At 55.8% G+C, this 21,158-nt stretch carries 20 protein-coding genes, 3 tRNA genes and 3 rRNA genes; 11 read left to right on the plus strand and 15 right to left on the minus strand.

Features of this window, described 5'->3' with window-relative positions; genetic code table 11:
* The first annotated feature begins 31 nt into the window (after window positions 1-31).
* Together AA0Z93_RS16565 and AA0Z93_RS16570 are read left to right on the plus strand one after the other, a co-directional pair.
* Window positions 32-592, plus strand: coding sequence for a helix-turn-helix domain-containing protein (locus tag AA0Z93_RS16565; RefSeq protein WP_413047857.1), 561 nt, complete (start codon window positions 32-34; stop codon window positions 590-592).
* Between the two features lie 326 nt (window positions 593-918).
* The gene (locus AA0Z93_RS16570; protein ID WP_413047856.1) at window positions 919-2,727 is read left to right on the plus strand and encodes an aminopeptidase P family protein; all 1,809 of its coding nucleotides are present in this window, start codon (window positions 919-921) and stop codon (window positions 2,725-2,727) included.
* 41 nt (window positions 2,728-2,768) lie between these two features.
* Here the strand turns inward: AA0Z93_RS16570 and AA0Z93_RS16575 are convergent, their stop codons facing one another.
* Both AA0Z93_RS16575 and rhtA read right to left on the minus strand, forming a co-directional pair.
* Window positions 2,769-3,050, minus strand: coding sequence for a hypothetical protein (locus tag AA0Z93_RS16575; RefSeq protein WP_413047855.1), 282 nt, complete (start codon window positions 3,048-3,050; stop codon window positions 2,769-2,771).
* 174 nt (window positions 3,051-3,224) lie between these two features.
* Window positions 3,225-4,112, minus strand: a complete 888-nt coding sequence (rhtA, locus tag AA0Z93_RS16580; RefSeq protein WP_413047854.1) for a threonine/homoserine exporter RhtA — start codon at window positions 4,110-4,112, stop codon at window positions 3,225-3,227.
* A gap of 612 nt (window positions 4,113-4,724) precedes the next feature.
* On the opposite strand from rhtA, the gene AA0Z93_RS16585 reads away from it, so the two are divergent.
* From AA0Z93_RS16585 to AA0Z93_RS16610, 6 genes are all read left to right on the plus strand, one after another.
* Window positions 4,725-6,261: ribosomal RNA gene (locus tag AA0Z93_RS16585) — 16S ribosomal RNA — on the plus strand.
* Window positions 6,262-6,347: 86 nt separating this feature from the next.
* Window positions 6,348-6,424: transfer RNA gene (locus AA0Z93_RS16590), tRNA-Ile, on the plus strand.
* A 6-nt stretch (window positions 6,425-6,430) separates the two neighbouring features.
* Window positions 6,431-6,506, plus strand: a tRNA-Ala gene (locus tag AA0Z93_RS16595).
* 257 nt (window positions 6,507-6,763) lie between these two features.
* Window positions 6,764-9,655, plus strand: a 23S ribosomal RNA gene (locus AA0Z93_RS16600).
* 126 nt (window positions 9,656-9,781) lie between these two features.
* A 5S ribosomal RNA gene (gene rrf / locus AA0Z93_RS16605) occupies window positions 9,782-9,897 on the plus strand.
* The 16S, 23S and 5S rRNA genes sit together here with 2 tRNA genes alongside, the layout of an rRNA operon.
* 179 nt (window positions 9,898-10,076) lie before the next feature.
* Window positions 10,077-10,694: a tRNA-(ms[2]io[6]A)-hydroxylase gene (locus tag AA0Z93_RS16610; RefSeq protein WP_413047853.1), complete on the plus strand. Its 618-nt coding sequence runs from the start codon at window positions 10,077-10,079 to the stop codon at window positions 10,692-10,694.
* A gap of 24 nt (window positions 10,695-10,718) precedes the next feature.
* On the opposite strand, the gene AA0Z93_RS16615 is transcribed toward AA0Z93_RS16610, so the two are convergent.
* Window positions 10,719-11,039, minus strand: coding sequence for a DUF883 family protein (locus AA0Z93_RS16615; RefSeq protein WP_413047852.1), 321 nt, complete (start codon window positions 11,037-11,039; stop codon window positions 10,719-10,721).
* 130 nt (window positions 11,040-11,169) lie between these two features.
* Between AA0Z93_RS16615 and AA0Z93_RS16620 the strand changes: the two genes are divergently transcribed.
* Window positions 11,170-11,433, plus strand: a complete 264-nt coding sequence (locus tag AA0Z93_RS16620; protein WP_413047851.1) for a hypothetical protein — start codon at window positions 11,170-11,172, stop codon at window positions 11,431-11,433.
* Between the two features lie 79 nt (window positions 11,434-11,512).
* On the opposite strand, the gene AA0Z93_RS16625 is transcribed toward AA0Z93_RS16620, so the two are convergent.
* The 9 genes from AA0Z93_RS16625 to AA0Z93_RS16665 all read right to left on the minus strand — a co-directional run bounded on the left by AA0Z93_RS16625 (window position 11,513) and on the right by AA0Z93_RS16665 (window position 17,828).
* Window positions 11,513-12,001, minus strand: a complete 489-nt coding sequence (locus AA0Z93_RS16625; RefSeq protein WP_413047850.1) for an LEA type 2 family protein — start codon at window positions 11,999-12,001, stop codon at window positions 11,513-11,515.
* A 78-nt stretch (window positions 12,002-12,079) separates the two neighbouring features.
* Window positions 12,080-13,051, minus strand: coding sequence for a glutathione S-transferase family protein (locus AA0Z93_RS16630; RefSeq protein WP_413047849.1), 972 nt, complete (start codon window positions 13,049-13,051; stop codon window positions 12,080-12,082).
* A gap of 91 nt (window positions 13,052-13,142) precedes the next feature.
* Complete coding sequence (locus AA0Z93_RS16635; RefSeq protein ID WP_413047848.1) at window positions 13,143-14,144, minus strand: glycosyl transferase family protein; 1,002 nt, start codon at window positions 14,142-14,144, stop codon at window positions 13,143-13,145.
* Complete coding sequence (locus tag AA0Z93_RS16640; protein ID WP_413047847.1) at window positions 14,141-14,476, minus strand: TusE/DsrC/DsvC family sulfur relay protein; 336 nt, start codon at window positions 14,474-14,476, stop codon at window positions 14,141-14,143. Before AA0Z93_RS16640 ends, AA0Z93_RS16635 begins: the two co-directional genes overlap by 4 nt.
* A complete protein-coding gene (gene tusB, locus AA0Z93_RS16645; protein WP_413047846.1) occupies window positions 14,473-14,769 on the minus strand; it encodes a sulfurtransferase complex subunit TusB in 297 nt (98 codons plus the stop codon). Before tusB ends, AA0Z93_RS16640 begins: the two co-directional genes overlap by 4 nt.
* Window positions 14,769-15,128: a sulfurtransferase complex subunit TusC gene (tusC, locus tag AA0Z93_RS16650; RefSeq protein WP_413047845.1), complete on the minus strand. Its 360-nt coding sequence runs from the start codon at window positions 15,126-15,128 to the stop codon at window positions 14,769-14,771. The genes tusB and tusC overlap by 1 nt, the downstream gene beginning before the upstream one ends.
* 2 nt (window positions 15,129-15,130) lie before the next feature.
* Window positions 15,131-15,523 carry a sulfurtransferase complex subunit TusD gene (gene tusD / locus AA0Z93_RS16655; RefSeq protein WP_413048414.1) on the minus strand — a complete coding sequence of 131 codons (393 nt, stop codon included), beginning with the start codon at window positions 15,521-15,523 and terminating at the stop codon, window positions 15,131-15,133.
* 77 nt (window positions 15,524-15,600) lie between these two features.
* The gene (locus AA0Z93_RS16660) at window positions 15,601-16,980 is read right to left on the minus strand and encodes a nucleobase:cation symporter-2 family protein (RefSeq protein ID WP_413047844.1); all 1,380 of its coding nucleotides are present in this window, start codon (window positions 16,978-16,980) and stop codon (window positions 15,601-15,603) included.
* Between the two features lie 176 nt (window positions 16,981-17,156).
* Complete coding sequence (locus AA0Z93_RS16665; protein WP_413047843.1) at window positions 17,157-17,828, minus strand: Bax inhibitor-1/YccA family protein; 672 nt, start codon at window positions 17,826-17,828, stop codon at window positions 17,157-17,159.
* 123 nt (window positions 17,829-17,951) lie between these two features.
* Between AA0Z93_RS16665 and AA0Z93_RS16670 the strand changes: the two genes are divergently transcribed.
* A tRNA-Ser gene (locus AA0Z93_RS16670) sits at window positions 17,952-18,039 on the plus strand.
* Here the strand turns inward: AA0Z93_RS16670 and AA0Z93_RS16675 are convergent.
* Window positions 18,026-18,346: a hypothetical protein gene (locus AA0Z93_RS16675; protein WP_413047842.1), complete on the minus strand. Its 321-nt coding sequence runs from the start codon at window positions 18,344-18,346 to the stop codon at window positions 18,026-18,028. The genes AA0Z93_RS16670 and AA0Z93_RS16675 overlap by 14 nt on opposite strands.
* A gap of 218 nt (window positions 18,347-18,564) precedes the next feature.
* A complete protein-coding gene (locus AA0Z93_RS16680; protein WP_413047841.1) occupies window positions 18,565-18,807 on the minus strand; it encodes a DNA methyltransferase in 243 nt (80 codons plus the stop codon).
* Between the two features lie 612 nt (window positions 18,808-19,419).
* Between AA0Z93_RS16680 and AA0Z93_RS16685 the strand changes: the two genes are divergently transcribed.
* Entirely contained in the window at window positions 19,420-19,587 is a 168-nt protein-coding gene (locus tag AA0Z93_RS16685) for a hypothetical protein (RefSeq protein WP_413047840.1), read from the plus strand.
* A 423-nt stretch (window positions 19,588-20,010) separates the two neighbouring features.
* Here the strand turns inward: AA0Z93_RS16685 and AA0Z93_RS16690 are convergent, their stop codons facing one another.
* Window positions 20,011-21,018, minus strand: a complete 1,008-nt coding sequence (locus AA0Z93_RS16690; RefSeq protein WP_413047839.1) for an alpha/beta fold hydrolase — start codon at window positions 21,016-21,018, stop codon at window positions 20,011-20,013.
* Between the last annotated feature and the right edge of the window lie 140 nt (window positions 21,019-21,158).

The following is a 21,158-nucleotide window of genomic DNA, read 5'->3' on the forward strand; positions in this document are numbered from 1 at the left end:
TACTGCGCAATCCAGAACAGTGAGCAAGGGTGTGTCCAAATCTTCCGAAGGTCGTGGATCTGTGCTGCAGCACGTGAGTTTTAACGTCCGCCAGTTGCGCATTGCGGCTGCCATGAGTCAGACCGCATTGGCGGAACGTTCGGGTGTCAGTCGTAGAATGCTCGTGGCGATCGAGGCGGGTGAGAAGAACGTCAGTCTCGCGACGCTTGATCGTGTGGCCCATGCGCTACACGTGCCCTTCAGTCAGCTGATCCAGGCGGCAGATGAGCAGAACGATCGCCGCATCAATGAATTGGCTTGGGTTGGCAAGGCCGGCAGCAAGGCTGTTTTGTTGGGTGCAAGCCCGTCCACGCGTGAAGTGGAGCTATGGGAATGGCGCCTTGAACCCGGCGAGCACTACGTCAGCGAGGCCGATGCAGAGGGCTGGAGCGAGCAGATCTATATCGCTGAAGGGTGCTTGACCCTCGTTATCGAAGGTGCCGAGCATGTTTTGCCCGCCGGCGATTTCTTCGTGTTCGCCAGCAACTGCCAATACGGGTACCGCAATGACGGTGACGTTTTGGTCCGGTTCGTACGAAATGTCGTGATTTGATTCAGTGTCTGCGCCCGCTCAAGCTCGGGCTCAGGGCTATGGCGGTGGTCGACCGAACGTGCCGCTAGGCGTCAGGGGCCACTGAGCCAGCCCATAGTCAGTTCGCATTATTTGGTGTCGTGGTGGCTGTATCTATGTGGCGGCGTTTCGTCATGCTTTGCATTCCATTGCGAAGACCGCTTTGTAAGCCTCCAAGGACTTCTGTAGGAAAAGGCTATAAATGTTGTCGAATTTGCCGCATTTAACGGAAGGAGTTCAGTGCAGGCTATGAGCACGGGCTGGGCTGCTACAGTGGGACTCTTGACTAATTTGGAGGCGAAGTGTGCATGAGTAATCAGTCCTTGGTTCTGCCAACCGTGCCGCACCGTATCGCGCAAATGCGCGAGGTGATGCAGCGCGCGGGTGTGGATGCGCTATTGATACCTTCCGCCGACCCGCATCTGTCCGAATACCTTCCCGAGCATTGGCAGGGTCGCCGATGGCTTAGCGGCTTTCAGGGTTCGGTCGGCACTCTGGTCATCACTGCGCGATTTGCCGGGCTGTGGGCTGACAGCCGTTACTGGGAGCAGGCGACGGTCGAACTCGACGGCAGCGGGGTGGCGTTGATCAAGTTTGAGCCGGGTCAGCTTTCGCCTGCGCAGTGGCTGGTTGAACAGGTGCCAGCCGGGGGTGTGGTAAGCGTCGACGGCAATGTGATGGCTTTGGCCAGCGGCCGCGACCTGCGTGCCAATCTGGAAGCGCGCGGCGTTGTTCTTCGAACGCATGCCGATTTGCTGAACGACGTTTGGACCGATCGTCCCGCTCTGCCACGCTTTCCTGTGTATGAGCACGAATTCCCTTACGCCACTGTCAGTCGCTCCAGCAAGCTCGCCGCGCTGCGTGAAACCATGCTTCACAAGGGCGTGCAAGCACACGTCATCGCTGCGCTTGACGATATCGCCTGGCTATTCAATCTGCGCGGCAGCGATGTGGCCTACAATCCGCTGTTTCTCGCCTACGCATTGGTCGAGCCGCAGCGTGCGCTATTGTTCATCGACAAAAGCAAAGTCGACGAGCCCTTACGCCGCTCGCTTGAAGGCGATGGCATAGAGCTGCGTGATTACAGGGACATAGACAGGGTTTTGCAGACTCTTTGCCCTGGCACGCGGCTGCTTCTGGATCCGGCTCGAGTCACTCTGGGGCTGGTCGCAAACCTTCAGCCCGATATTGAGCTTATAGAAGCCATCAATCCTATCCAGCTTAATAAGTCACAAAAGGCTGATGGCGACATGGTCCATGTTCGACATGCGATGGAACAGGACGGTGCTGCTTTGTGCGAGTTCTTCGCATGGCTTGAGTCCAGTCTGGGCCTTCGAGAAGTGACTGAGCTTACCATCGACGAGCAACTGACTGCTGCCCGGTCCCGGCGCAAAGACTTTGTTTCGCCAAGTTTCGCCACTATTGCAGCGTTCAACGCGAACGGTGCCATGCCACATTATCGTGCCACTGCCCAATCACATGCTCGGATCGAAGGTAACGGTCTACTGTTGATCGATTCTGGAGGGCAGTACCTGGGAGGTACGACCGACATCACCCGGATGGTGCCTGTCGGTGAGCCGAGCGCCGAGCAACGGCACGATTGCACGCGTGTGCTCAAGGGTGTCATCGCTTTGTCACGCGCGCGCTTTCCTGAGGGCATCCCTTCTCCAATGCTAGATGCGATCGCGCGTGCGCCGATTTGGGCTGAGCAAGTGGATTACGGTCATGGAACCGGGCATGGCGTGGGCTACTTTCTCAACGTTCACGAAGGGCCCCAGGTGATTGCCTTTCGTTCGACGGCTTCGGAGCACACAGCCATGCGTGCCAGGATGATCACCTCGATCGAACCTGGCACCTATCGTCCTGGGCGATGGGGTGTGCGTATCGAGAACTTGGTAGTGACGCGCGATGTAGGCTGCAGCGAATTCGGCCGTTTTCTGGATTTCGAGACCCTGACCCTGTGTCCGATCGATACGCGTTGCCTATTGATCGACATGCTTGATGCGAGCGAGCGTGGATGGCTCAACGCCTACCATGACCAGGTATTCCACCGCCTGGCCCCGCTGCTGGAGCGCGATGCGCTGATTTGGTTGGAGAAGCGTACTCAAAGCATTTGAGTGCTTTTTGTGGGGCAGCCGGCAGGGCTGCCTTGGAAGTCTCAACGGCAAATGACGATCATGCTGCGGCTGGTGTAGCCAGCCGGATTTATGCCAAAAAGATAGTCGCCAGGCTCGGATTTCGCAGCGCCTGAACGAGCGATGACCTTGTAGTCCTTAGGGGTGCAGGCGCTAGCGGCACTGCTGAAACACTTCTCCCAGGAGGAGGAGAGGCCCGAACAGTCAATGTGCAAGCCTTTTTTACCCCGTTTGACCTCGGTTTTGGTATTCGCGGCGCACGCCGCCAAAGCAAGGATCGCCAGGATGAGGACGATACGTTTCATTTCTGTCCTTATACATGCCGGGCCGCTGACCTGGCAGTGTGGTAATCACAGGGTTGGATCCTGGCTGCATGCCAGATCACATCGACTCAGGTAAAGCTGCTGAAGCGGAGATCAGCTTAAATCGAGCCAATGAGTGGAACAATAGTTTCGGTGTGAATGCAAACAATTCTTACATCAGTCGACTGCCAGGGGAGGAGCTGTTTGTTCGCGCATGGTCAAGGTCGCACCTACGGAAGCGATGATGATCGCCAAAATCGCCAACCATTGGGTCTTGGTCAGCGTCTCGCTGAGAAAGATCAATCCGGATAGCGCAGCGATCGCAGGCTCGATGCTCATGAGCGTGCCGAAGGTGCGTGCCGGAAGCCGGGTGAGGGCAATCATTTCGAGGCTATAGGGAAGAGCCGTGGATAAAATAGCCACGCCTAAGGCTGCCGGGATGAGTGCGGGGTTCAGTAGTGCGTTGCCTGCATGCGCGACACCTACTGGCGCGATGAAAACTGCTGCGATGACGACGCCCAAGGCGGCGGTTTGTACGCCATGCTCTGATCCGGCCTTTTGACCGTAGAGAATGTAAAGTGCCCAGCATGCTCCAGCACCCAAGGCGTAGCTGGCGCCGACCAAGTCGATTGCTGTACCTGATCTGCCAAGAGGTATCAGAAGAGCAAGCCCGGTTACCGCCAATAGGATCCAGATGAAATCAACCAGGCGGCGTGAGCCTAGAAGGGCCACGGCTAGAGGGCCGGTGAATTCCAAGGCAACGGCAATACCTAAAGGAACGGTTCGCACCGACATATAGAAAAGCAGGTTCATACCGCCAAGCGCCATTCCATAAATGATCACGCTGCGCCATGTGTTGACATCCATACGGACTCTCCAGGGCCGGAGCAGGAGCACCATGATCACGCTGGCGAAGATCAGTCGAAGAGAGGTAGTGCCTTGTGCACCTATAAAAGGGAATAGGCTCTTAGCCAGCGAGGCGCCAGATTGAATGGAAAGCATCGCAATCAGCAGAAGGCCGACAGGAAAAATCACGCCTTTGAAAGGGCGGAGAGAGGTGCTCATAAATGGCGCATGTGTCCTGGGAGATCGGTTGTGTGCACTATGTTGCGCAATGTGGCGCGTTGACGGCAAGCGGGTTTTTATGAGGTGGCTGTAAGGGAGCCTGAGAAAATGTCTGCTCAAGATGCGAATAAGCGCTTGACGCCTCCTCAGATCTCTTTATACTGCGCACCACTTCCGGGGCAAACGGAACGGAAAACTCCTTGAGATTCAATGAGTTGAACGTTTTCTGAAAGCTGGAAGCGTTTCGATCTACTGATCGGCAGCGGTGAAAAAGGCAGTTGACAGCAGGTTGTAACGCTGTATGATTCGCCTCCCGCTACGAGAGATCGCAGCGAGCCAAGTGGTTGAAGTTGAACGAGATTCTCGCAAAACACTTCAAAATAAACACTTGACAGACACTGAGGACAGCGTAGAATGCGCGCCTCGGTTGAGACGAAAGGCTCAACCAACCGCTCTTTAACAATTTGAATCAAGCAATTCGTGTGGGTGCTTGTGAGTACGGACTGATAGTCACCAAGATTATCAGCATCACAAGTGACCATGCGAGAAATCACATAGTCATTTGAGATTGCTGAGCCAAGTTTAGGGTTTCTTAAAAACCCAAGCAGTATTGAACTGAAGAGTTTGATCATGGCTCAGATTGAACGCTGGCGGCAGGCCTAACACATGCAAGTCGAGCGGATGAGAAGAGCTTGCTCTTCGATTCAGCGGCGGACGGGTGAGTAATGCCTAGGAATCTGCCTGGTAGTGGGGGACAACGTTTCGAAAGGAACGCTAATACCGCATACGTCCTACGGGAGAAAGCAGGGGACCTTCGGGCCTTGCGCTATCAGATGAGCCTAGGTCGGATTAGCTTGTTGGTGAGGTAATGGCTCACCAAGGCGACGATCCGTAACTGGTCTGAGAGGATGATCAGTCACACTGGAACTGAGACACGGTCCAGACTCCTACGGGAGGCAGCAGTGGGGAATATTGGACAATGGGCGAAAGCCTGATCCAGCCATGCCGCGTGTGTGAAGAAGGTCTTCGGATTGTAAAGCACTTTAAGTTGGGAGGAAGGGCAGCTAGCGAATACCTGGTTGTTTTGACGTTACCGACAGAATAAGCACCGGCTAACTCTGTGCCAGCAGCCGCGGTAATACAGAGGGTGCAAGCGTTAATCGGAATTACTGGGCGTAAAGCGCGCGTAGGTGGTTTGTTAAGTTGGATGTGAAAGCCCCGGGCTCAACCTGGGAACTGCATCCAAAACTGGCAAGCTAGAGTATGGTAGAGGGTGGTGGAATTTCCTGTGTAGCGGTGAAATGCGTAGATATAGGAAGGAACACCAGTGGCGAAGGCGACCACCTGGACTGATACTGACACTGAGGTGCGAAAGCGTGGGGAGCAAACAGGATTAGATACCCTGGTAGTCCACGCCGTAAACGATGTCAACTAGCCGTTGGAATCCTTGAGATTTTAGTGGCGCAGCTAACGCATTAAGTTGACCGCCTGGGGAGTACGGCCGCAAGGTTAAAACTCAAATGAATTGACGGGGGCCCGCACAAGCGGTGGAGCATGTGGTTTAATTCGAAGCAACGCGAAGAACCTTACCAGGCCTTGACATGCAGAGAACGTTCCAGAGATGGATCGGTGCCTTCGGGAACTCTGACACAGGTGCTGCATGGCTGTCGTCAGCTCGTGTCGTGAGATGTTGGGTTAAGTCCCGTAACGAGCGCAACCCTTGTCCTTAGTTACCAGCACGTTATGGTGGGCACTCTAAGGAGACTGCCGGTGACAAACCGGAGGAAGGTGGGGATGACGTCAAGTCATCATGGCCCTTACGGCCTGGGCTACACACGTGCTACAATGGTCGGTACAGAGGGTTGCCAAGCCGCGAGGTGGAGCTAATCTCACAAAACCGATCGTAGTCCGGATCGCAGTCTGCAACTCGACTGCGTGAAGTCGGAATCGCTAGTAATCGTGAATCAGAATGTCACGGTGAATACGTTCCCGGGCCTTGTACACACCGCCCGTCACACCATGGGAGTGGGTTGCACCAGAAGTAGCTAGTCTAACCTTCGGGGGGACGGTTACCACGGTGTGATTCATGACTGGGGTGAAGTCGTAACAAGGTAGCCGTAGGGGAACCTGCGGCTGGATCACCTCCTTAATCGACGACATCAGCCTGCTGATGAGCTCCCACACGAATTGCTTGATTCATTGTACGAAGACGATGCTGTAACGCGACCCTGTTATAGGTCTGTAGCTCAGTTGGTTAGAGCGCACCCCTGATAAGGGTGAGGTCGGCAGTTCAAATCTGCCCAGACCTACCAGCTTCTGGGGCCATAGCTCAGCTGGGAGAGCGCCTGCCTTGCACGCAGGAGGTCAGCGGTTCGATCCCGCTTGGCTCCACCACCTTTTAGCATCGTTTGCTGTTCAGAACTTAGAAATGAACATTCCACCCAGGTCATCGGGTGCGCTGAATGTTGATTTCTGACTTTTGTCAGATCGTTCTTTAAAAATTCGGATATGTGATAGAAATAGACTGATGGCCACTTTCACTGGTGGTGATCAGGCTAAGGTAAAATTTGTGAGTTCTGCGCGAGAGCGCAACATGCGAATTTTCGGCGAATGTCGTCTTCATAGTATAACCAGATTGCTTGGGGTTATATGGTCAAGTGAAGAAGCGCATACGGTGGATGCCTTGGCAGTCAGAGGCGATGAAAGACGTGGTAGCCTGCGATAAGCTTTGGGGAGTCGGCAAACAGACTGTGATCCAGAGATCTCTGAATGGGGGAACCCAACCAGCACAAGCTGGTTATCTTGTACTGAATACATAGGTGCAAGAGGCGAACCAGGGGAACTGAAACATCTAAGTACCCTGAGGAAAAGAAATCAACCGAGATTCCCTTAGTAGTGGCGAGCGAACGGGGACCAGCCCTTAAGTTGGTTTGAGAGTAGTGGAACGCTCTGGAAAGTGCGGCCATAGTGGGTGATAGCCCCGTACACGAAACGCTCTTATCAATGAAATCGAGTAGGACGGAGCACGAGAAACTTTGTCTGAATATGGGGGGACCATCCTCCAAGGCTAAATACTACTGACTGACCGATAGTGAACCAGTACCGTGAGGGAAAGGCGAAAAGAACCCCGGAGAGGGGAGTGAAATAGATCCTGAAACCGTATGCGTACAAGCAGTGGGAGCCTACTTTGTTAGGTGACTGCGTACCTTTTGTATAATGGGTCAGCGACTTATATTCAGTGGCGAGCTTAACCGAATAGGGGAGGCGTAGCGAAAGCGAGTCTTAATAGGGCGTTTAGTCGCTGGGTATAGACCCGAAACCGGGCGATCTATCCATGGGCAGGTTGAAGGTTAGGTAACACTGACTGGAGGACCGAACCGACTACCGTTGAAAAGTTAGCGGATGACCTGTGGATCGGAGTGAAAGGCTAATCAAGCTCGGAGATAGCTGGTTCTCCTCGAAAGCTATTTAGGTAGCGCCTCATGTATCACTGTAGGGGGTAGAGCACTGTTTCGGCTAGGGGGTCATCCCGACTTACCAAACCGATGCAAACTCCGAATACCTACAAGTGCCGAGCATGGGAGACACACGGCGGGTGCTAACGTCCGTCGTGAAAAGGGAAACAACCCAGACCGTCAGCTAAGGTCCCAAAATCCTGGTTAAGTGGGAAACGATGTGGGAAGGCTTAGACAGCTAGGAGGTTGGCTTAGAAGCAGCCACCCTTTAAAGAAAGCGTAATAGCTCACTAGTCGAGTCGGCCTGCGCGGAAGATGTAACGGGGCTCAAACCAGGTACCGAAGCTACGGGTATCACCTTTGGTGATGCGGTAGAGGAGCGTTCTGTAAGCCTGTGAAGGTGAGTTGAGAAGCTTGCTGGAGGTATCAGAAGTGCGAATGCTGACATGAGTAACGACAATGCGAGTGAAAAACTCGCACGCCGAAAGACCAAGGTTTCCTGCGCAACGTTAATCGACGCAGGGTTAGTCGGTCCCTAAGGCGAGGCTGAAAAGCGTAGTCGATGGAAAACAGGTTAATATTCCTGTACTTGCAGTTATTGCGATGGAGGGACGGAGAAGGCTAGGCCAGCTTGGCGTTGGTTGTCCAAGTTTAAGGTGGTAGGCTGAGATCTTAGGCAAATCCGGGATCTCAAGGCCGAGAGCTGATGACGAGTTGCCTTTAGGCGACGAAGTGGTTGATGCCATGCTTCCAAGAAAAGCTCCTAAGCTTCAGATAACTGGGAACCGTACCCCAAACCGACACAGGTGGTTGGGTAGAGAATACCAAGGCGCTTGAGAGAACTCGGGTGAAGGAACTAGGCAAAATGGCACCGTAACTTCGGGAGAAGGTGCGCCGGTGAGGGTGAAGGACTTGCTCCGTAAGCTCATGCCGGTCGAAGATACCAGGCCGCTGCGACTGTTTATTAAAAACACAGCACTCTGCAAACACGAAAGTGGACGTATAGGGTGTGACGCCTGCCCGGTGCCGGAAGGTTAATTGATGGGGTTAGCGCAAGCGAAGCTCTTGATCGAAGCCCCGGTAAACGGCGGCCGTAACTATAACGGTCCTAAGGTAGCGAAATTCCTTGTCGGGTAAGTTCCGACCTGCACGAATGGCGTAACGATGGCGGCGCTGTCTCCACCCGAGACTCAGTGAAATTGAAATCGCTGTGAAGATGCAGTGTATCCGCGGCTAGACGGAAAGACCCCGTGAACCTTTACTATAGCTTTGCACTGGACTTTGAATTTGCTTGTGTAGGATAGGTGGGAGGCTTTGAAGTGGGGACGCCAGTCCTCATGGAGCCATCCTTGAAATACCACCCTGGCAACTTTGAGGTTCTAACTCAGGTCCGTCATCCGGATCGAGGACAGTGTATGGTGGGTAGTTTGACTGGGGCGGTCTCCTCCCAAAGAGTAACGGAGGAGTACGAAGGTGCGCTCAGACCGGTCGGAAATCGGTCGTAGAGTATAAAGGCAAAAGCGCGCTTGACTGCGAGACCCACACGTCGAGCAGGTACGAAAGTAGGTCTTAGTGATCCGGTGGTTCTGTATGGAAGGGCCATCGCTCAACGGATAAAAGGTACTCCGGGGATAACAGGCTGATACCGCCCAAGAGTTCATATCGACGGCGGTGTTTGGCACCTCGATGTCGGCTCATCACATCCTGGGGCTGAAGCCGGTCCCAAGGGTATGGCTGTTCGCCATTTAAAGTGGTACGCGAGCTGGGTTTAGAACGTCGTGAGACAGTTCGGTCCCTATCTGCCGTGGACGTTTGAGATTTGAGAGGGGCTGCTCCTAGTACGAGAGGACCGGAGTGGACGAACCTCTGGTGTTCCGGTTGTCACGCCAGTGGCATTGCCGGGTAGCTATGTTCGGAAGAGATAACCGCTGAAAGCATCTAAGCGGGAAACTTGCCTCAAGATGAGATCTCACTGGGATCTTGAATCCCCTAAAGGGCCGTCGAAGACTACGACGTTGATAGGTTGGGTGTGTAAGCGCTGTGAGGCGTTGAGCTAACCAATACTAATTGCCCGTGAGGCTTGACCATATAACACCCAAGCAATCTGCCAAGACGCAGGTTGTGTGTAAGACGCATCGCCGAAGATTCGCACACAGATCATCACATATCCGAATTGGCTGGCCCGTCGGCAACGACGTACCGGCAACCGAATTTCTTGACGACCATAGAGCATTGGAACCACCTGATCCCATCCCGAACTCAGCAGTGAAACGATGCATCGCCGATGGTAGTGTGGGGTTTCCCCATGTGAGAGTAGGTCATCGTCAAGATTCATTTCGCAAAACCCCTATCTGCGCGAGCAGGTAGGGGTTTTGTCTTTTCTGAAAACTTCAAGTATTCATTGATCGACCTGTTCAAGGATCGTTGATGTATCCCGGTAAGAACCTGACGTAGGCTACTACATCGGTATAATCGCCCATCCAGCAAGATCCGCGTATTTGAGAGAGCCATGTCCCTGACACCCGAAATCGACGCTTTTCTAGGTTGCCATACTCCTGACGCCTGGATTGAAGCCGCGCTCGCAGATCAGGAAACCCTGCTGATCGACCACAAAAATTGCGAATTTAAGGCCGCCAGCACTGCGCTAAGTCTGATTGCCAAATACAACGGGCATCTTGATTTGATCCATATGATGTCGCGTCTGGCGCGTGAAGAGTTGGTGCATCATGAGCAGGTCTTACGCATCATGAAACGCCGAGGTATAGAGTTGCGTCCAGTGTCCGCAGGCCGTTATGCCTCAGCACTGCGTCGCGCGGTCAGAGCGCATGAACCGGCCAAATTGGTAGACACGTTGATAGTAGGCGCTTTCATCGAGGCTCGCAGTTGCGAGCGCTTTGCAGCTTTGGTCCCTCACCTAGATGAAGAACTTGCCACCTTCTATCACGGTTTGTTGAAAAGTGAGGCACGGCATTACCAAGGATACCTGAAGCTTGCCTATCATTATGGCGAGCACTCGGATGTCGATAGGGTGATCGGAAAGGTAAGAGAGGTCGAAGCTGGATTGATCAGTTCCGTAGATCAGGAAATGCGTTTCCACAGTGGTGTGCCATCAGTCGGGGCCGCTTGATCCCTCAAACGGCCCGGATCTGATTTAGTAACGGCGGCCCAAAAGCAAACCGACTACGAGACCAAAACCTGCCGAAACAGCCACTGTCTGCCATGGATGACCACCGATGTACTCTTGAGTGGCTTCAACGGCAGGTTGCGCTTTGTCGCGAAGGCTGCTTGCGGCATCGCGAGCTTCGCGTAGCTTAGTGCTAATCTGCCCGCGTAGGGTTTCTGCCTCTTCGCCTACCAATGTCGCACTTTGGCTGAGTAATTTTTCAGACTCCTCGATCAACGATTGCAGGTCGCTAAAAACTTGGTCCTTGATCTGGTCGGTGTCGACTTGTGCAGTGGATTTCCTGGGCATGGATACGTCCTCGTTGAGTGGGAATACAGAAATGGATACCGTTGGGCAAGGAAAGTTGCAACCGGTTTCCGCTCCCTGGGGTCTCCCGTGTAGAATGCCGACCTCGTTTTCAGGCAGGAGGACCATCGGCATGAGTTTCAATTTGGCCAACATGAGCTTCGTCGAACGCGCTCAAATCGAGGCTGAGAAATCCAGGCTCTTCGACTTCTGGCAAGGCAACCTCGGTAAGGCCAAGGGCGAGGCGGCACGGCTCATCTCTGAGAAATCCCGACGCAAAGGCAAATGGTCCGAGTGGGCCAGAGCAGAGTTGGATGCCTTGAGTCCCGCAGAGTACGGAAGCCTGGTACGCCTTGAGGTGAACAAGATGATGGCTGCGGCTGGCAACAACCGCTGACAGCGTTTGCGGGAATAGCGCGGCATATGAGCCAGCGCCTATCCCTTCCCGAAGATGGGTATAGGATAAAGCTACTCGCTCACATGCCGTCGTCTCTAGCCATATTCAAGCGTCCTTTTTCTTCAAAACGTACGATGCCTGATGACCCGGTTGCCAGCTTTCCTCGCAATCGATAAGGCATGTCCTCGAGCGATATCGTCCGCCTCATACCGTAAGCCTGGCGTATTATCGCCAACGCGCTCACGCTCACAGGCACTGCAAAGACCTGTTCGCCATACCCTTCGATATGCCCTTGCTGGCTGCTGACGCCCGAAGCGAACGGTTGCCCATTGATGCTCAGGTTCACGACCAATCCTTTGACGTCCAGAGAATCCTGGTTCGGATTTTGCGCTCTAAGTTTGAGCTCCATGCGTAGCTCAAGATCTTCTCCAGGCAGTGGCTCGATACCAATCACGGTGACCCTCACTGGGTCTCGGGGCGCAAGCATGGAGCAGGCGCTAAGCGCAAAGATCAAGGCTAGAGCCATCAGTAACCACATGGGAAAGGAAAAACGCGTTGGTACAGTCATGAGCAGGATCCCAGGGTAAGCCCAATTCGTCGTTGGGGTTGTGTCAGGCAAGATCGCTCTCTGTGCATGGCATCTGTATCAGTTCGATTGGACGGCCTGCCAGATTCCACGGCCCGGTAGACGCTCCCGGTCGTGTTGTGTATTGAATTCCTGCTGTGGACCCTTGGGCACGATCCCATTCGGATTGATGGTCGTATGGCTCAGGTAGTAGTGCTTTTGAATATGCTCCATATTTACGGTCGAAGCGATACCGGGCCACTGGTACAGCTCACGTAGCCAATTCGACAAGTTAGGATAATCGTAGACACGGCGCAGATTACATTTGAAATGCCCATGATATACAGCATCGAATCGTATCAATGTCGTGAACAAGCGCACATCCGCCTCGGTCAGGTAAGCCCCGGCCAGATAGCGGCTGTGTTCGAGTCGACCCTCCAGCGCTTGCAGTTCACTGAAGACCCCATCGAAGGCTTGCTCGTAGGCTTTCTGCGTTGTGGCGAAGCCAGCCTGGTAGACGCCATTGTTGACGGCTGGGTAAATGCGCGAATTGAGCTCGTCGATGGTGGCGCGTAGCGGCTCAGGATAGAGGTCTAGAGTATTGCCGGTTGATTCGTCGAAGGCTGAGTTGAATATGCGGATGATGTCCGCCGACTCGTTGTTGACGATACGCTGCTCTTGGCAGTCCCACAGAACCGGAACTGTCACACGTCCGTTGTAATGAGGGTCGTCTTGGGTATAACGCTGATAAAGGTATCGAAGCCCGTCAAGCTTGTCGCCGGTCGAGCCCTCGTGCTGATCGAAGGTCCAGCCGTGCTCGGCCATCCGCCAACTCACTACAGACACGTCGATCAGTGGGGCCAGGCCCTTGAGTTCGCGCAAGATCAGCGCACGATGCGCCCAGGGGCAGGCCAGTGATACGTAGAGGTGGTACCGACCCGATTCGGCTTTGGGCAACGGGTTGCGTCGTTGTGCCTGCTCGCGTTTGAACGCGCCTTCCTCATCGCTTTCGTACCATTGGTCATGCCACTGCCCATCGATCAAAAGGCCCATGCCGTCTTCCTCGCAACGTGATGTTTGCCGTTGGAGCCCAGCAGGCTGGCAGTGTTCGAATGGATGGCATAAACGTTTCTGTTCGTGGGTGTTATCGAGCGGTGCCGCGTGCACTCCAGTATTGGCGCGCTGTCTCGAATGCCTGCTCGCGCTCGCTGCCTAAACCGCGCAATGCCAGGGCCATGGTGGAGACGATCGCCAATTCACCATAGCTGTCATGCGCTTTGCCCTGCCAGACATCCATAAGGTTTTGGGGTTGCAAGGTTGCGGGCTTTACATGGCGCTGTGCACTCAGTGCAGGCCATTGCTCGTCCCAAGCCTGACCACCGGTTGCACCGTATAGATGACTGAGCACGTCCGGGTTGATCTCGATTTCGCCGCCGTCACCTTTGACTACGATGGCATGGTCGCCCAATAGTTGACTGGCCTCACGGTGTACGGCCTGGTAGCCAGGGTGGAAAATGCTTTGCAAAGCGCAGCGAGCGGCCAACGGGTTGAGTACCCGAGCCAGCGAATGGATGGGGGAGCGCAAGCCAAGCAGGTTGCGCAGGTCGATCATTCGCTGCAGTTGTGGCGCCCAGTCTTGCAGCGGGAAAAAGGCCAGGGCGTGTTGGTCCAGCGCACTGGCCACCGCCCGCCAATTGCGACACAAGGGAATGTCCAGCAGACCGAGCACTTGCTCGGTGTAAAGCCGCCCTTCGGTATGCGCTCCACCACCATGTAACAGGATACGTATGCCATTGGCTGCCAGACATTTGGCCGCAAGCAGATACCAAGGCAGATGGCGCTTTTTGCCAGCATAGGTCGGCCAATCGAGATCAACCGCGATGCAGGGCGGGTTAAGATGCTGGCGTAGCGCCTCGGTGAATCCGGCCAACTCCTCGGCGGTTTCTTCCTTGTGCCTGAGCAGCATGAGGAACGCGCCTAATTGAGCGTCTTCTACCTGTTCTTCCAACAGCATGCCCATAGCAGCTCTAGCTTCCTCACGAGTCAAGCCTCGCGCTCCACGTTTGCCTTTGCCAAGCGTACGGACGAATTCGGCGAAAGGGTGCTCGGCAGGTGTTACCAGAGTTAGGGGACGTGGTTCGGTCATATGCAGTTGGTCGGTTTGGGAAGGCCGGCAAGCTTGGCGGCGAGCTTGGCAGGAGTGCCGTTAAACAGGCGATTCAAATGAGAGCTACTGCCTTTTTCCGGGCCTAGATGGAGGGCGGCATATTTGACCAGGGGTCGGGTAGCAGGCGATAGCTGATACTGTTCGTAGAAGGCTCTGAGCAGGGCGAGAATCTCCCAATGATCGGGTGTCAGTTCGATGCCTTCACGCTGCGCCAGCAACAGCGCTACAGGCTCGGACCACTTGTCCAGATCGACGAGGAAACCTTCTTCATCCAGGCTTGCCGAGTGTCCGCAGATGTCCAACGCGTTCATAGCCAGCTGTTCACCTTATCGTAATACAGCGACAGTTCAACGAAGCCTGGATAGTCGAGACCTTTGGCGTAATCCTGAGAAATGGCCCTGGCGTACAGATCTTCTTGCAACGCGAACAAGCGCCCCTGCAGTTGCGCGGCACGCAACTGCAATGCGGTTTCACTGCCTGGGCGCAACCCGCTGACTGCCTCGCCACACAGCAGTAAAGCGTCTTTAGCGCCGAGTATACGCAGGCAGCTGTCAAGCCGGTCATCGCTCCAGAGAGCATGCGCGATTATGTGCAGGGTTGCCATTAGAGGGTCACCACTTGGTCGAAACGCTCGAACAAGACGCTCAGTTCATCATCATCGAGCACTTCGACGGCCAAAGCCAAGGACTGTTCGCCGAGGCCGCGCCTGACCAGGCTGGAACGGCTGGCGAACAGTTGGTCGACGCCGAACATGGGCAATGCTTGCAAATTGGCGCTGAGGTTCTTTTGTTCAAGATGCACAGGTTGCTGGTCGATCGCCAGTTGCAAGACACCGTCATCGAGAAACAGCATGCCTAGCTCCAGATCGAACGCGCCCCCTGCCAAGGCGATGTCCAAGGCTTCGCGAGCTCCTGGGCCACTCCAGGGTCCTTGGCGGCTGATGACCAGCATGGATTTGGCCATTCTCAATCGCCTCCGAAACAGATCAAGCGATCAGCCAGCTGCGCCGCTTCATGCAGTTGGCCCAGGCCGGACAACTCCCAAGGCGCTGGCAGGTTCGCGGCAGGTCGCTGGTAGCGCTGGGCTTCTTCCTGATTGAGCACGCCACGCCGCAACGCTGCGGCGATACAGACGACTGCGTCGAGTCGATGACCCTGGATGAACGCACGCCACTGCATGGCGACATCGGTTTCGTCTTGGGGTACGACGATATTGGCCGAGGCGCTGTTGACGCCATCTTGGTAGAAGAACAAGCGCGTAATGTCATGCCCACTTTCAAGCACCGCTTCGGCGAAACGCAGTGCACGACGGGAGGAGGGCGCGTGGGCGGGAGAGAAGACCGCGATTGCGAATTTCATGGACGACTCTGACAGAGAACTGCCGCCATGATAGAGCAAAAAGCCTTGAGCGGCAGTCTCTGCATTGTTGCCGCGGCTCAAGAGCAACGGCCGCCTTCGGGCAGAAACCAGTTGAGCAGCAGGGCGCAGATTCCACCAGTGGCCACGCCGGATTCCAACACGGCGCGCACGGCGCTTGGCATGTGGGCTAGGAATTCGGGCACCTGCGCCACCCCCAATCCTAGGGCGAGGGACACGGCGATGATGAGTAGCGCCCTACGATCGAGCGTCGTGCTGGCCAGGATGTTGATGCCCGACGCCGCTACTGCGCCAAACATCACCATGGCCGCTCCGCCCAATACCGGTTCAGGCACTGCCTGGATGATACCCGCCACGCTCGGGAAAAGCCCCAACAGCACCAGCATGGCAGCGATCCAGATGCCGATGTGGCGGCTGGCAATACCGGTCAGCTGAATAACGCCATTGTTCTGGGCAAAGATCGAGCTGGGGAAGGTATTGAATATCCCTGCCAGCAGCGAGTTGGCACCATTGACCAATACACCGCCCTTGATCCGCTGCATCCACACCGGGCCTTCGACTGGTTGCTGCGACACTTTGCTGGTGGCAGTCACATCGCCGATGGCTTCCAGGGAAGTCACCAGGTAGATGACCAGCATGGGGATGAACAATGCCCAGGAAAACCCGAGCCCAAAGTGGAGGGGGGCGGGTACCTGAAACAAGGCCGCCTCGTGCATGCCAGTGAAATCGAGCCTTCCCAGGTAACCGGCCAAGGCATAGCCGGCCACCAGTGCAATCACGATCGCACAACTGCGCATCCAGACCACGGGAATGCGGTTGAGCAACACGATGATTGCAAGTACCACCCCCGAAAGCAGCAGGTTTTCGCGGTTGGCGAAGGTACCGTCGGCCATCGCCGAAAAGCCGCCACCCATGCTGATCAAGCCGACCTTTATCAGCGTAAGGCCGATCATCAGTACGACGATCCCGGTTACAAGAGGCGTGATCAGGCGTTTGACAAAGGGCAAGGTACGTGAAATGCCCATCTCGATGAACGAGCCCGCGATCACCACGCCAAAAATGGCTGCCATCACTGCTTCTACGGACGTGCCTTGCTTGACCATCAACGATCCGCCGGCGATCAATGGCCCGACAAAGTTGAAACTGGTCCCTTGCACGACCAGCAGCCCTGCGCCAAACGGCCCGAAGCGCCGACACTGAACGAAGGTTGCGATGCCGGAGATCACTAGCGACATGGACACGATCAGATTGGTATCGCGTGATGACACACCAAGTGCCTGGCAGATCAGCAGGCCAGGCGTGACGATTGGTACGATGATGGCTAGCAGGTGTTGCAGGGCTGCCAGAATACCGATCCAAGGGCGAGGTTTGTCATCAAGCCCGAGGATTAGATCGTGGGAAGGCGCAGACGCGCCAGTACCGTGCTCGTGCGAACTCATGGAAGGCTGCCCCAGGGAAAAAGGAGCGCATTCTACGGCCCTGATGGTCGTTGGGGTAGAGGAACGGGCTGGGCGCGTGCCGCATGCTTAGGAAAGAGGAAAGCGGGTGATACCGATCCAGAGACAATGAAAAGCCCGCCGAAGCGGGCTTTGGACAGCGGGTTAGCAAGAAGGCATCAGTCGTCGCGGCCCATCAGGCCGAACAGCTGCAACAAACTGACAAAGAGGTTGTAGATCGATACATACAGGCTGATCGTCGCCATGATGTAGTTGCGCTCGCCGCCGTGGATGATCGCACTGGTCTGGAACAAGATGCAGACCGACGAGAACAGGACGAAGCCGGCGCTGATCGCTAGCTGCAAGCCACTGATCTGGAAGAAGAAGCTGGCAACCACAGCACCCAAAAGAACGAAGAAGCCTGCTGTGATGAAACCGCTGAGGAAGCTCATATCCTTACGGCTGATCAGCACGTAGGCCGACAGGCCACCGAACACCAGCGCCGTCATGGCGAATGCCGAGCTTACGACCTCGGCGCCACCAGCCATGCCTAGATAGCGGTTGAGAATCGGGCCGAGGATGAAGCCCATGAAACCGGTCAGAGCGAAGGTTGAGACCAAGCCCCAGACAGAGTCGCGCAGCTTCGCGGTCAAGAAGAACAAGCCATAGAAGCCGATCAGCACCATGAATACGTTAGGGTAGCCGACACGCATCTGCTGGGCGATGAAGGCCATGACGCCGCTGAAGGCGAGGGTAAGTGCCAATAGGCCGTAAGTGTTGCGCAGGACTTTGCTGACCTCCTGCTGCTCGATCTGCTGACCGTCCCGGACGGCGTAATCCTGTTCGCGCATGGCGACGCTCCTGTGGGTATTGAAACATGTAGTCGCAAGAGCATATCAGAGCCCTGAGAAAGCGCGACATAGAGAGTTTGACAGCTTGTGTCATTGAGGTATTATGGCGCCCGCAAAACAGCTGGAAGCGTGGCCGAGTGGTTTAAGGCAACGGTCTTGAAAACCGTCGATGGGCAACTATCCTAGGGTTCGAATCCCTACGCTTCCGCCACGTTCAAACCCCCGACGAATCGGGGGTTTTTGCGTTTTTGGGGCGCGCAAAATTCCTGAGTGATCGGCTCAGTACAGCGTCTATTTTGGAAGCGCTTCCGGTACTTTTCCTGTCTGATGGGTTTTGCCAACGCTCCGACCCTTCGGTGAACGCGTTTTGTGATGTCGCCCTTGATGTGTCCCAACAGCATGCTCGCGTGCTCGACAGCGGTGATCTCCGACGCGGCCTTCGGGCGAATGTCGCGGAACTGGAACTGAGTGATGCGGCCGGCAAGCACTTGGTTTCCTGCTGCAGTTGCTGCTTTCACTGCTCCTCCCGCGCATCGTCCCAGCGATGCCGGAGCATCGCAGCAGTGACACGCTTAACCCGACTCAGTCAGCAGCAGGTAAGGAGACGAGTACGCGTGATGCCGTTCCTGCATTGTTCGGGTACGCACGCATGGCCGCTCCTCACCGGAGTAACGTGGACTGAATGGGAAGGGGTAGGTCGTTACGCGGCTGGTGTGTGGTCCAGCAGAAAATCCATCTACGCCGCGCCTTCGATCCAGGCCGTGCCGATGCGCTGGCGGGAGAGGGCTGAATATTCGGGGTTCAGCTCGCAAATGACCGATTGGCGACCTTCCTGCATGGCGACAAGCGCCATGGTGCCGGCGCCGCCGAACGGGTCGAACACCAGCCCGCTGCGTGGCGCACCGGCCAGTACGCAAGGCCGGATCAGGTTGGGCGGGAAGGTAGCGAAATGGGCGCCTTCGAAGCTAGCGGTGGCCACCCTTCAAACACTGCGCTCGTTCCGCGTTTTCGTCGTAGTCGACATCAGCGCGGCGGGCGCGGTGCTGGTTGGTCTGGCCATGCTCGCAACTGGTGTATTTGATGTTGCGCGCGAAGCTATTGCGTCTGCTCCCGCCAACGGCCTTCATCGGTCCGTTGGTCTTTGCGGGCTGGCGGCTGCTCCCGGCCTGGCTGCCTACGTCCTGGCTCCACCGCTAGACTAAGCTGGCTGGCGTAGCAGCCGCCCAGATCCACCCACAGCGTGCCGTCATCGTGCAGCATGCGCCGGACCTCGCAAAGTACGGCGACCAAGTTGTCGACAAACTCACGCGCAGAGGCCTCCAGCCCGATTTGGCGGTCGACGCCGTAGTCACGCAACCCGAAGTAAGGCGGGCATCGTGATGCAGGTATGCACGGACCGATCCGGCAGCATCCGCATCATATCGATGCAGTCGCCCATCAGAATTCGGTGTTGCTGAGTCGTGGCTTGCTCCGTGCGGGCAGGTGCCGCCTTCGCCAGGCAGGCGTTATCGTTGATTAAGGGAAGTCTCTCCCTCCGTTTGAGCCAGATATCGAACCCTGATAGGGTCGAAGCTCTATTCAAGGAGCCTGTATGAGGAGAATCAAGATTTTTGCGTTGACTGCTGGCGCCGTCCTTATGGCCCTGTCGAGCATTGCCGTCACCTTCAAAGGCTTCACTGCAAACCACTGGAACTTGGCTACGGTACCCATCTTTGTGGCATTAGCCAGTTCGTTTTGGAGGCTGGCCAAGGCTTCGTGAGACGTTGAAGGGCAGCACACCAACCAAAAGTAAAGAGGTGATGGGTTTGCGTGAGCGGCTCAAGGCGTTCCAGCTATGGTTCAACCCCAAGCGCAGGCGGTGGGCCGGCGTGACGCTGATAGCGCTCGGGGTGGTCGGGATGTTTCTCAATCCGCAAAGCCGCTGGGGCTTGGTGCTTGGGACTGGGATCTATTGGTTTTGCACGGCATTGCCGCCTGTACTCGGCGGAAAGCGTTGAGGCGCTGTAGGGCAGTTCGAGTTCAGGTCTGGCGGACCTTGAAACCGAACATGCACTCGATGTCGTGGTACTCGCAGCGTTGATATGCCTTGTACTTGCCGAGCAAGCCCAGACAACCTATTCCAACAGCCACCCCTCGCCCTCGATCCAGCGCGAAGTGCAATAGCGTTCGGCCCCCCGAAGAATCACTTCCCTAACCACCCCACCAAAGTCTCATTGAACGCCCTCGGCTCCTCCATCTGCGGCGCATGCCCCAACTTGGCGAACTCGATCAGCTCAGCGCCCGGTATGGCCTTCTGCGCAGCCTTGCCAAGCGCCGGATAGTCCCCAAGCTTGGCTTTCACTTCTGCCGAAGCGATATCGCTGCCAATCGCCGTGGTATCGGTTTGTCCGATCATCAACAGGGTAGGCACCTGTATCTTGGGAAACTCGTACACCACCGGCTGCGTGAAGATCATGTCGTAGACCAGCGCTGAGTTCCAAGCCACCGCCTTCTTGCCAGGCCCGGCGTTCAAACCAGCCAGCATGTCCACCCACGTATCGTACTCGGGCTTCCAGCGGCCGTCGTAGTAGGTCTTCTGTTCGTAAGCTTTGATGGATTGGGCGGTGACTTTCAGTTCACGCTCGAACCACTGGTCCACCGTTCGATAGGGCACCCCCATGGCCTTCCAGTCTTCCAGACCGATCGGGTTGACCAGTACCAGCTTCGACGTATCGGTGGGGTACATCAGCGCGTATCGAACGGCCAGCATACCGCCGGTCGAGTGGCCGACCACGCTTGCCTTGTCGACCCCCAAGTGCTGCAACAGTGCGTGTGTGTTGTGGGCCAGCTGCTGAAACGTGTACTGGTAGTGTTCAGGTTTGCTCGAAGAACAGAACCCGACTTGGTCGGGTGCGATGACCCGATAACCTGCTTCGCTGAGCTGCTTGATAGTGCCTTCCCAGGTCGCTGCGCAGAAGTTTTTGCCATGCAGCAAAACGGCCGTGCCTAACGTCGATTTGCGATCCTTGGGCGGCACGTCCAGATAGCCCATCTGCAGATCCTTGCCCTGCGACCTGAATGCCAGCTGTTTCAAAGGATAGGGGTAGGCGAAACCTTCCAGCTGCGGGCCATAGACATTGGCCGCGCTGGCCTGCTGCACACCTGCGCACAACAGGCCGACGAGGGCTGACGATCGTATTTTGCTTTTCATGTTCGCTTGTCCCTATCTTCAGCACTTGCGCCCCCTCGATAACCCCGGGGGGCATGACGACAAATGTCGACGACTCCTTCTACGAGAACGACGCGCGGGCAATAATTCCCCACCGCAGCTGCTAATTTAGGCCAAGCCCC

The organism is Pseudomonas phoenicis (assembly GCF_047302395.1).
In the GTDB taxonomy this organism is placed as follows: Bacteria; Pseudomonadota; Gammaproteobacteria; order Pseudomonadales; family Pseudomonadaceae; genus Aquipseudomonas.

Coding starts and splice junctions, on each gene's coding strand:
- AA0Z93_RS16575 (WP_413047855.1), bottom strand. CDS start 3,050: ATGAAACGTATCGTCCTCATCCTGGCGATCCTTGCTTTGGCGGCGTGC.
- tusC (WP_413047845.1), bottom strand. CDS start 15,128: ATGGCCAAATCCATGCTGGTCATCAGCCGCCAAGGACCCTGGAGTGGC.
- AA0Z93_RS16640 (WP_413047847.1), bottom strand. CDS start 14,476: ATGAACGCGTTGGACATCTGCGGACACTCGGCAAGCCTGGATGAAGAA.
- AA0Z93_RS16610 (WP_413047853.1), top strand. CDS start 10,077: ATGTCCCTGACACCCGAAATCGACGCTTTTCTAGGTTGCCATACTCCT.
- AA0Z93_RS16625 (WP_413047850.1), bottom strand. CDS start 12,001: ATGACTGTACCAACGCGTTTTTCCTTTCCCATGTGGTTACTGATGGCT.
- AA0Z93_RS16665 (WP_413047843.1), bottom strand. CDS start 17,828: ATGCGCGAACAGGATTACGCCGTCCGGGACGGTCAGCAGATCGAGCAG.
- AA0Z93_RS16620 (WP_413047851.1), top strand. CDS start 11,170: ATGAGTTTCAATTTGGCCAACATGAGCTTCGTCGAACGCGCTCAAATC.
- AA0Z93_RS16660 (WP_413047844.1), bottom strand. CDS start 16,980: ATGAGTTCGCACGAGCACGGTACTGGCGCGTCTGCGCCTTCCCACGAT.
- tusB (WP_413047846.1), bottom strand. CDS start 14,769: ATGGCAACCCTGCACATAATCGCGCATGCTCTCTGGAGCGATGACCGG.
- AA0Z93_RS16690 (WP_413047839.1), bottom strand. CDS start 21,018: ATGAAAAGCAAAATACGATCGTCAGCCCTCGTCGGCCTGTTGTGCGCA.
- AA0Z93_RS16685 (WP_413047840.1), top strand. CDS start 19,420: ATGAGGAGAATCAAGATTTTTGCGTTGACTGCTGGCGCCGTCCTTATG.
- rhtA (WP_413047854.1), bottom strand. CDS start 4,112: ATGAGCACCTCTCTCCGCCCTTTCAAAGGCGTGATTTTTCCTGTCGGC.
- AA0Z93_RS16615 (WP_413047852.1), bottom strand. CDS start 11,039: ATGCCCAGGAAATCCACTGCACAAGTCGACACCGACCAGATCAAGGAC.
- AA0Z93_RS16630 (WP_413047849.1), bottom strand. CDS start 13,051: ATGGGCCTTTTGATCGATGGGCAGTGGCATGACCAATGGTACGAAAGC.
- AA0Z93_RS16635 (WP_413047848.1), bottom strand. CDS start 14,144: ATGACCGAACCACGTCCCCTAACTCTGGTAACACCTGCCGAGCACCCT.
- tusD (WP_413048414.1), bottom strand. CDS start 15,523: ATGAAATTCGCAATCGCGGTCTTCTCTCCCGCCCACGCGCCCTCCTCC.
- AA0Z93_RS16570 (WP_413047856.1), top strand. CDS start 919: ATGAGTAATCAGTCCTTGGTTCTGCCAACCGTGCCGCACCGTATCGCG.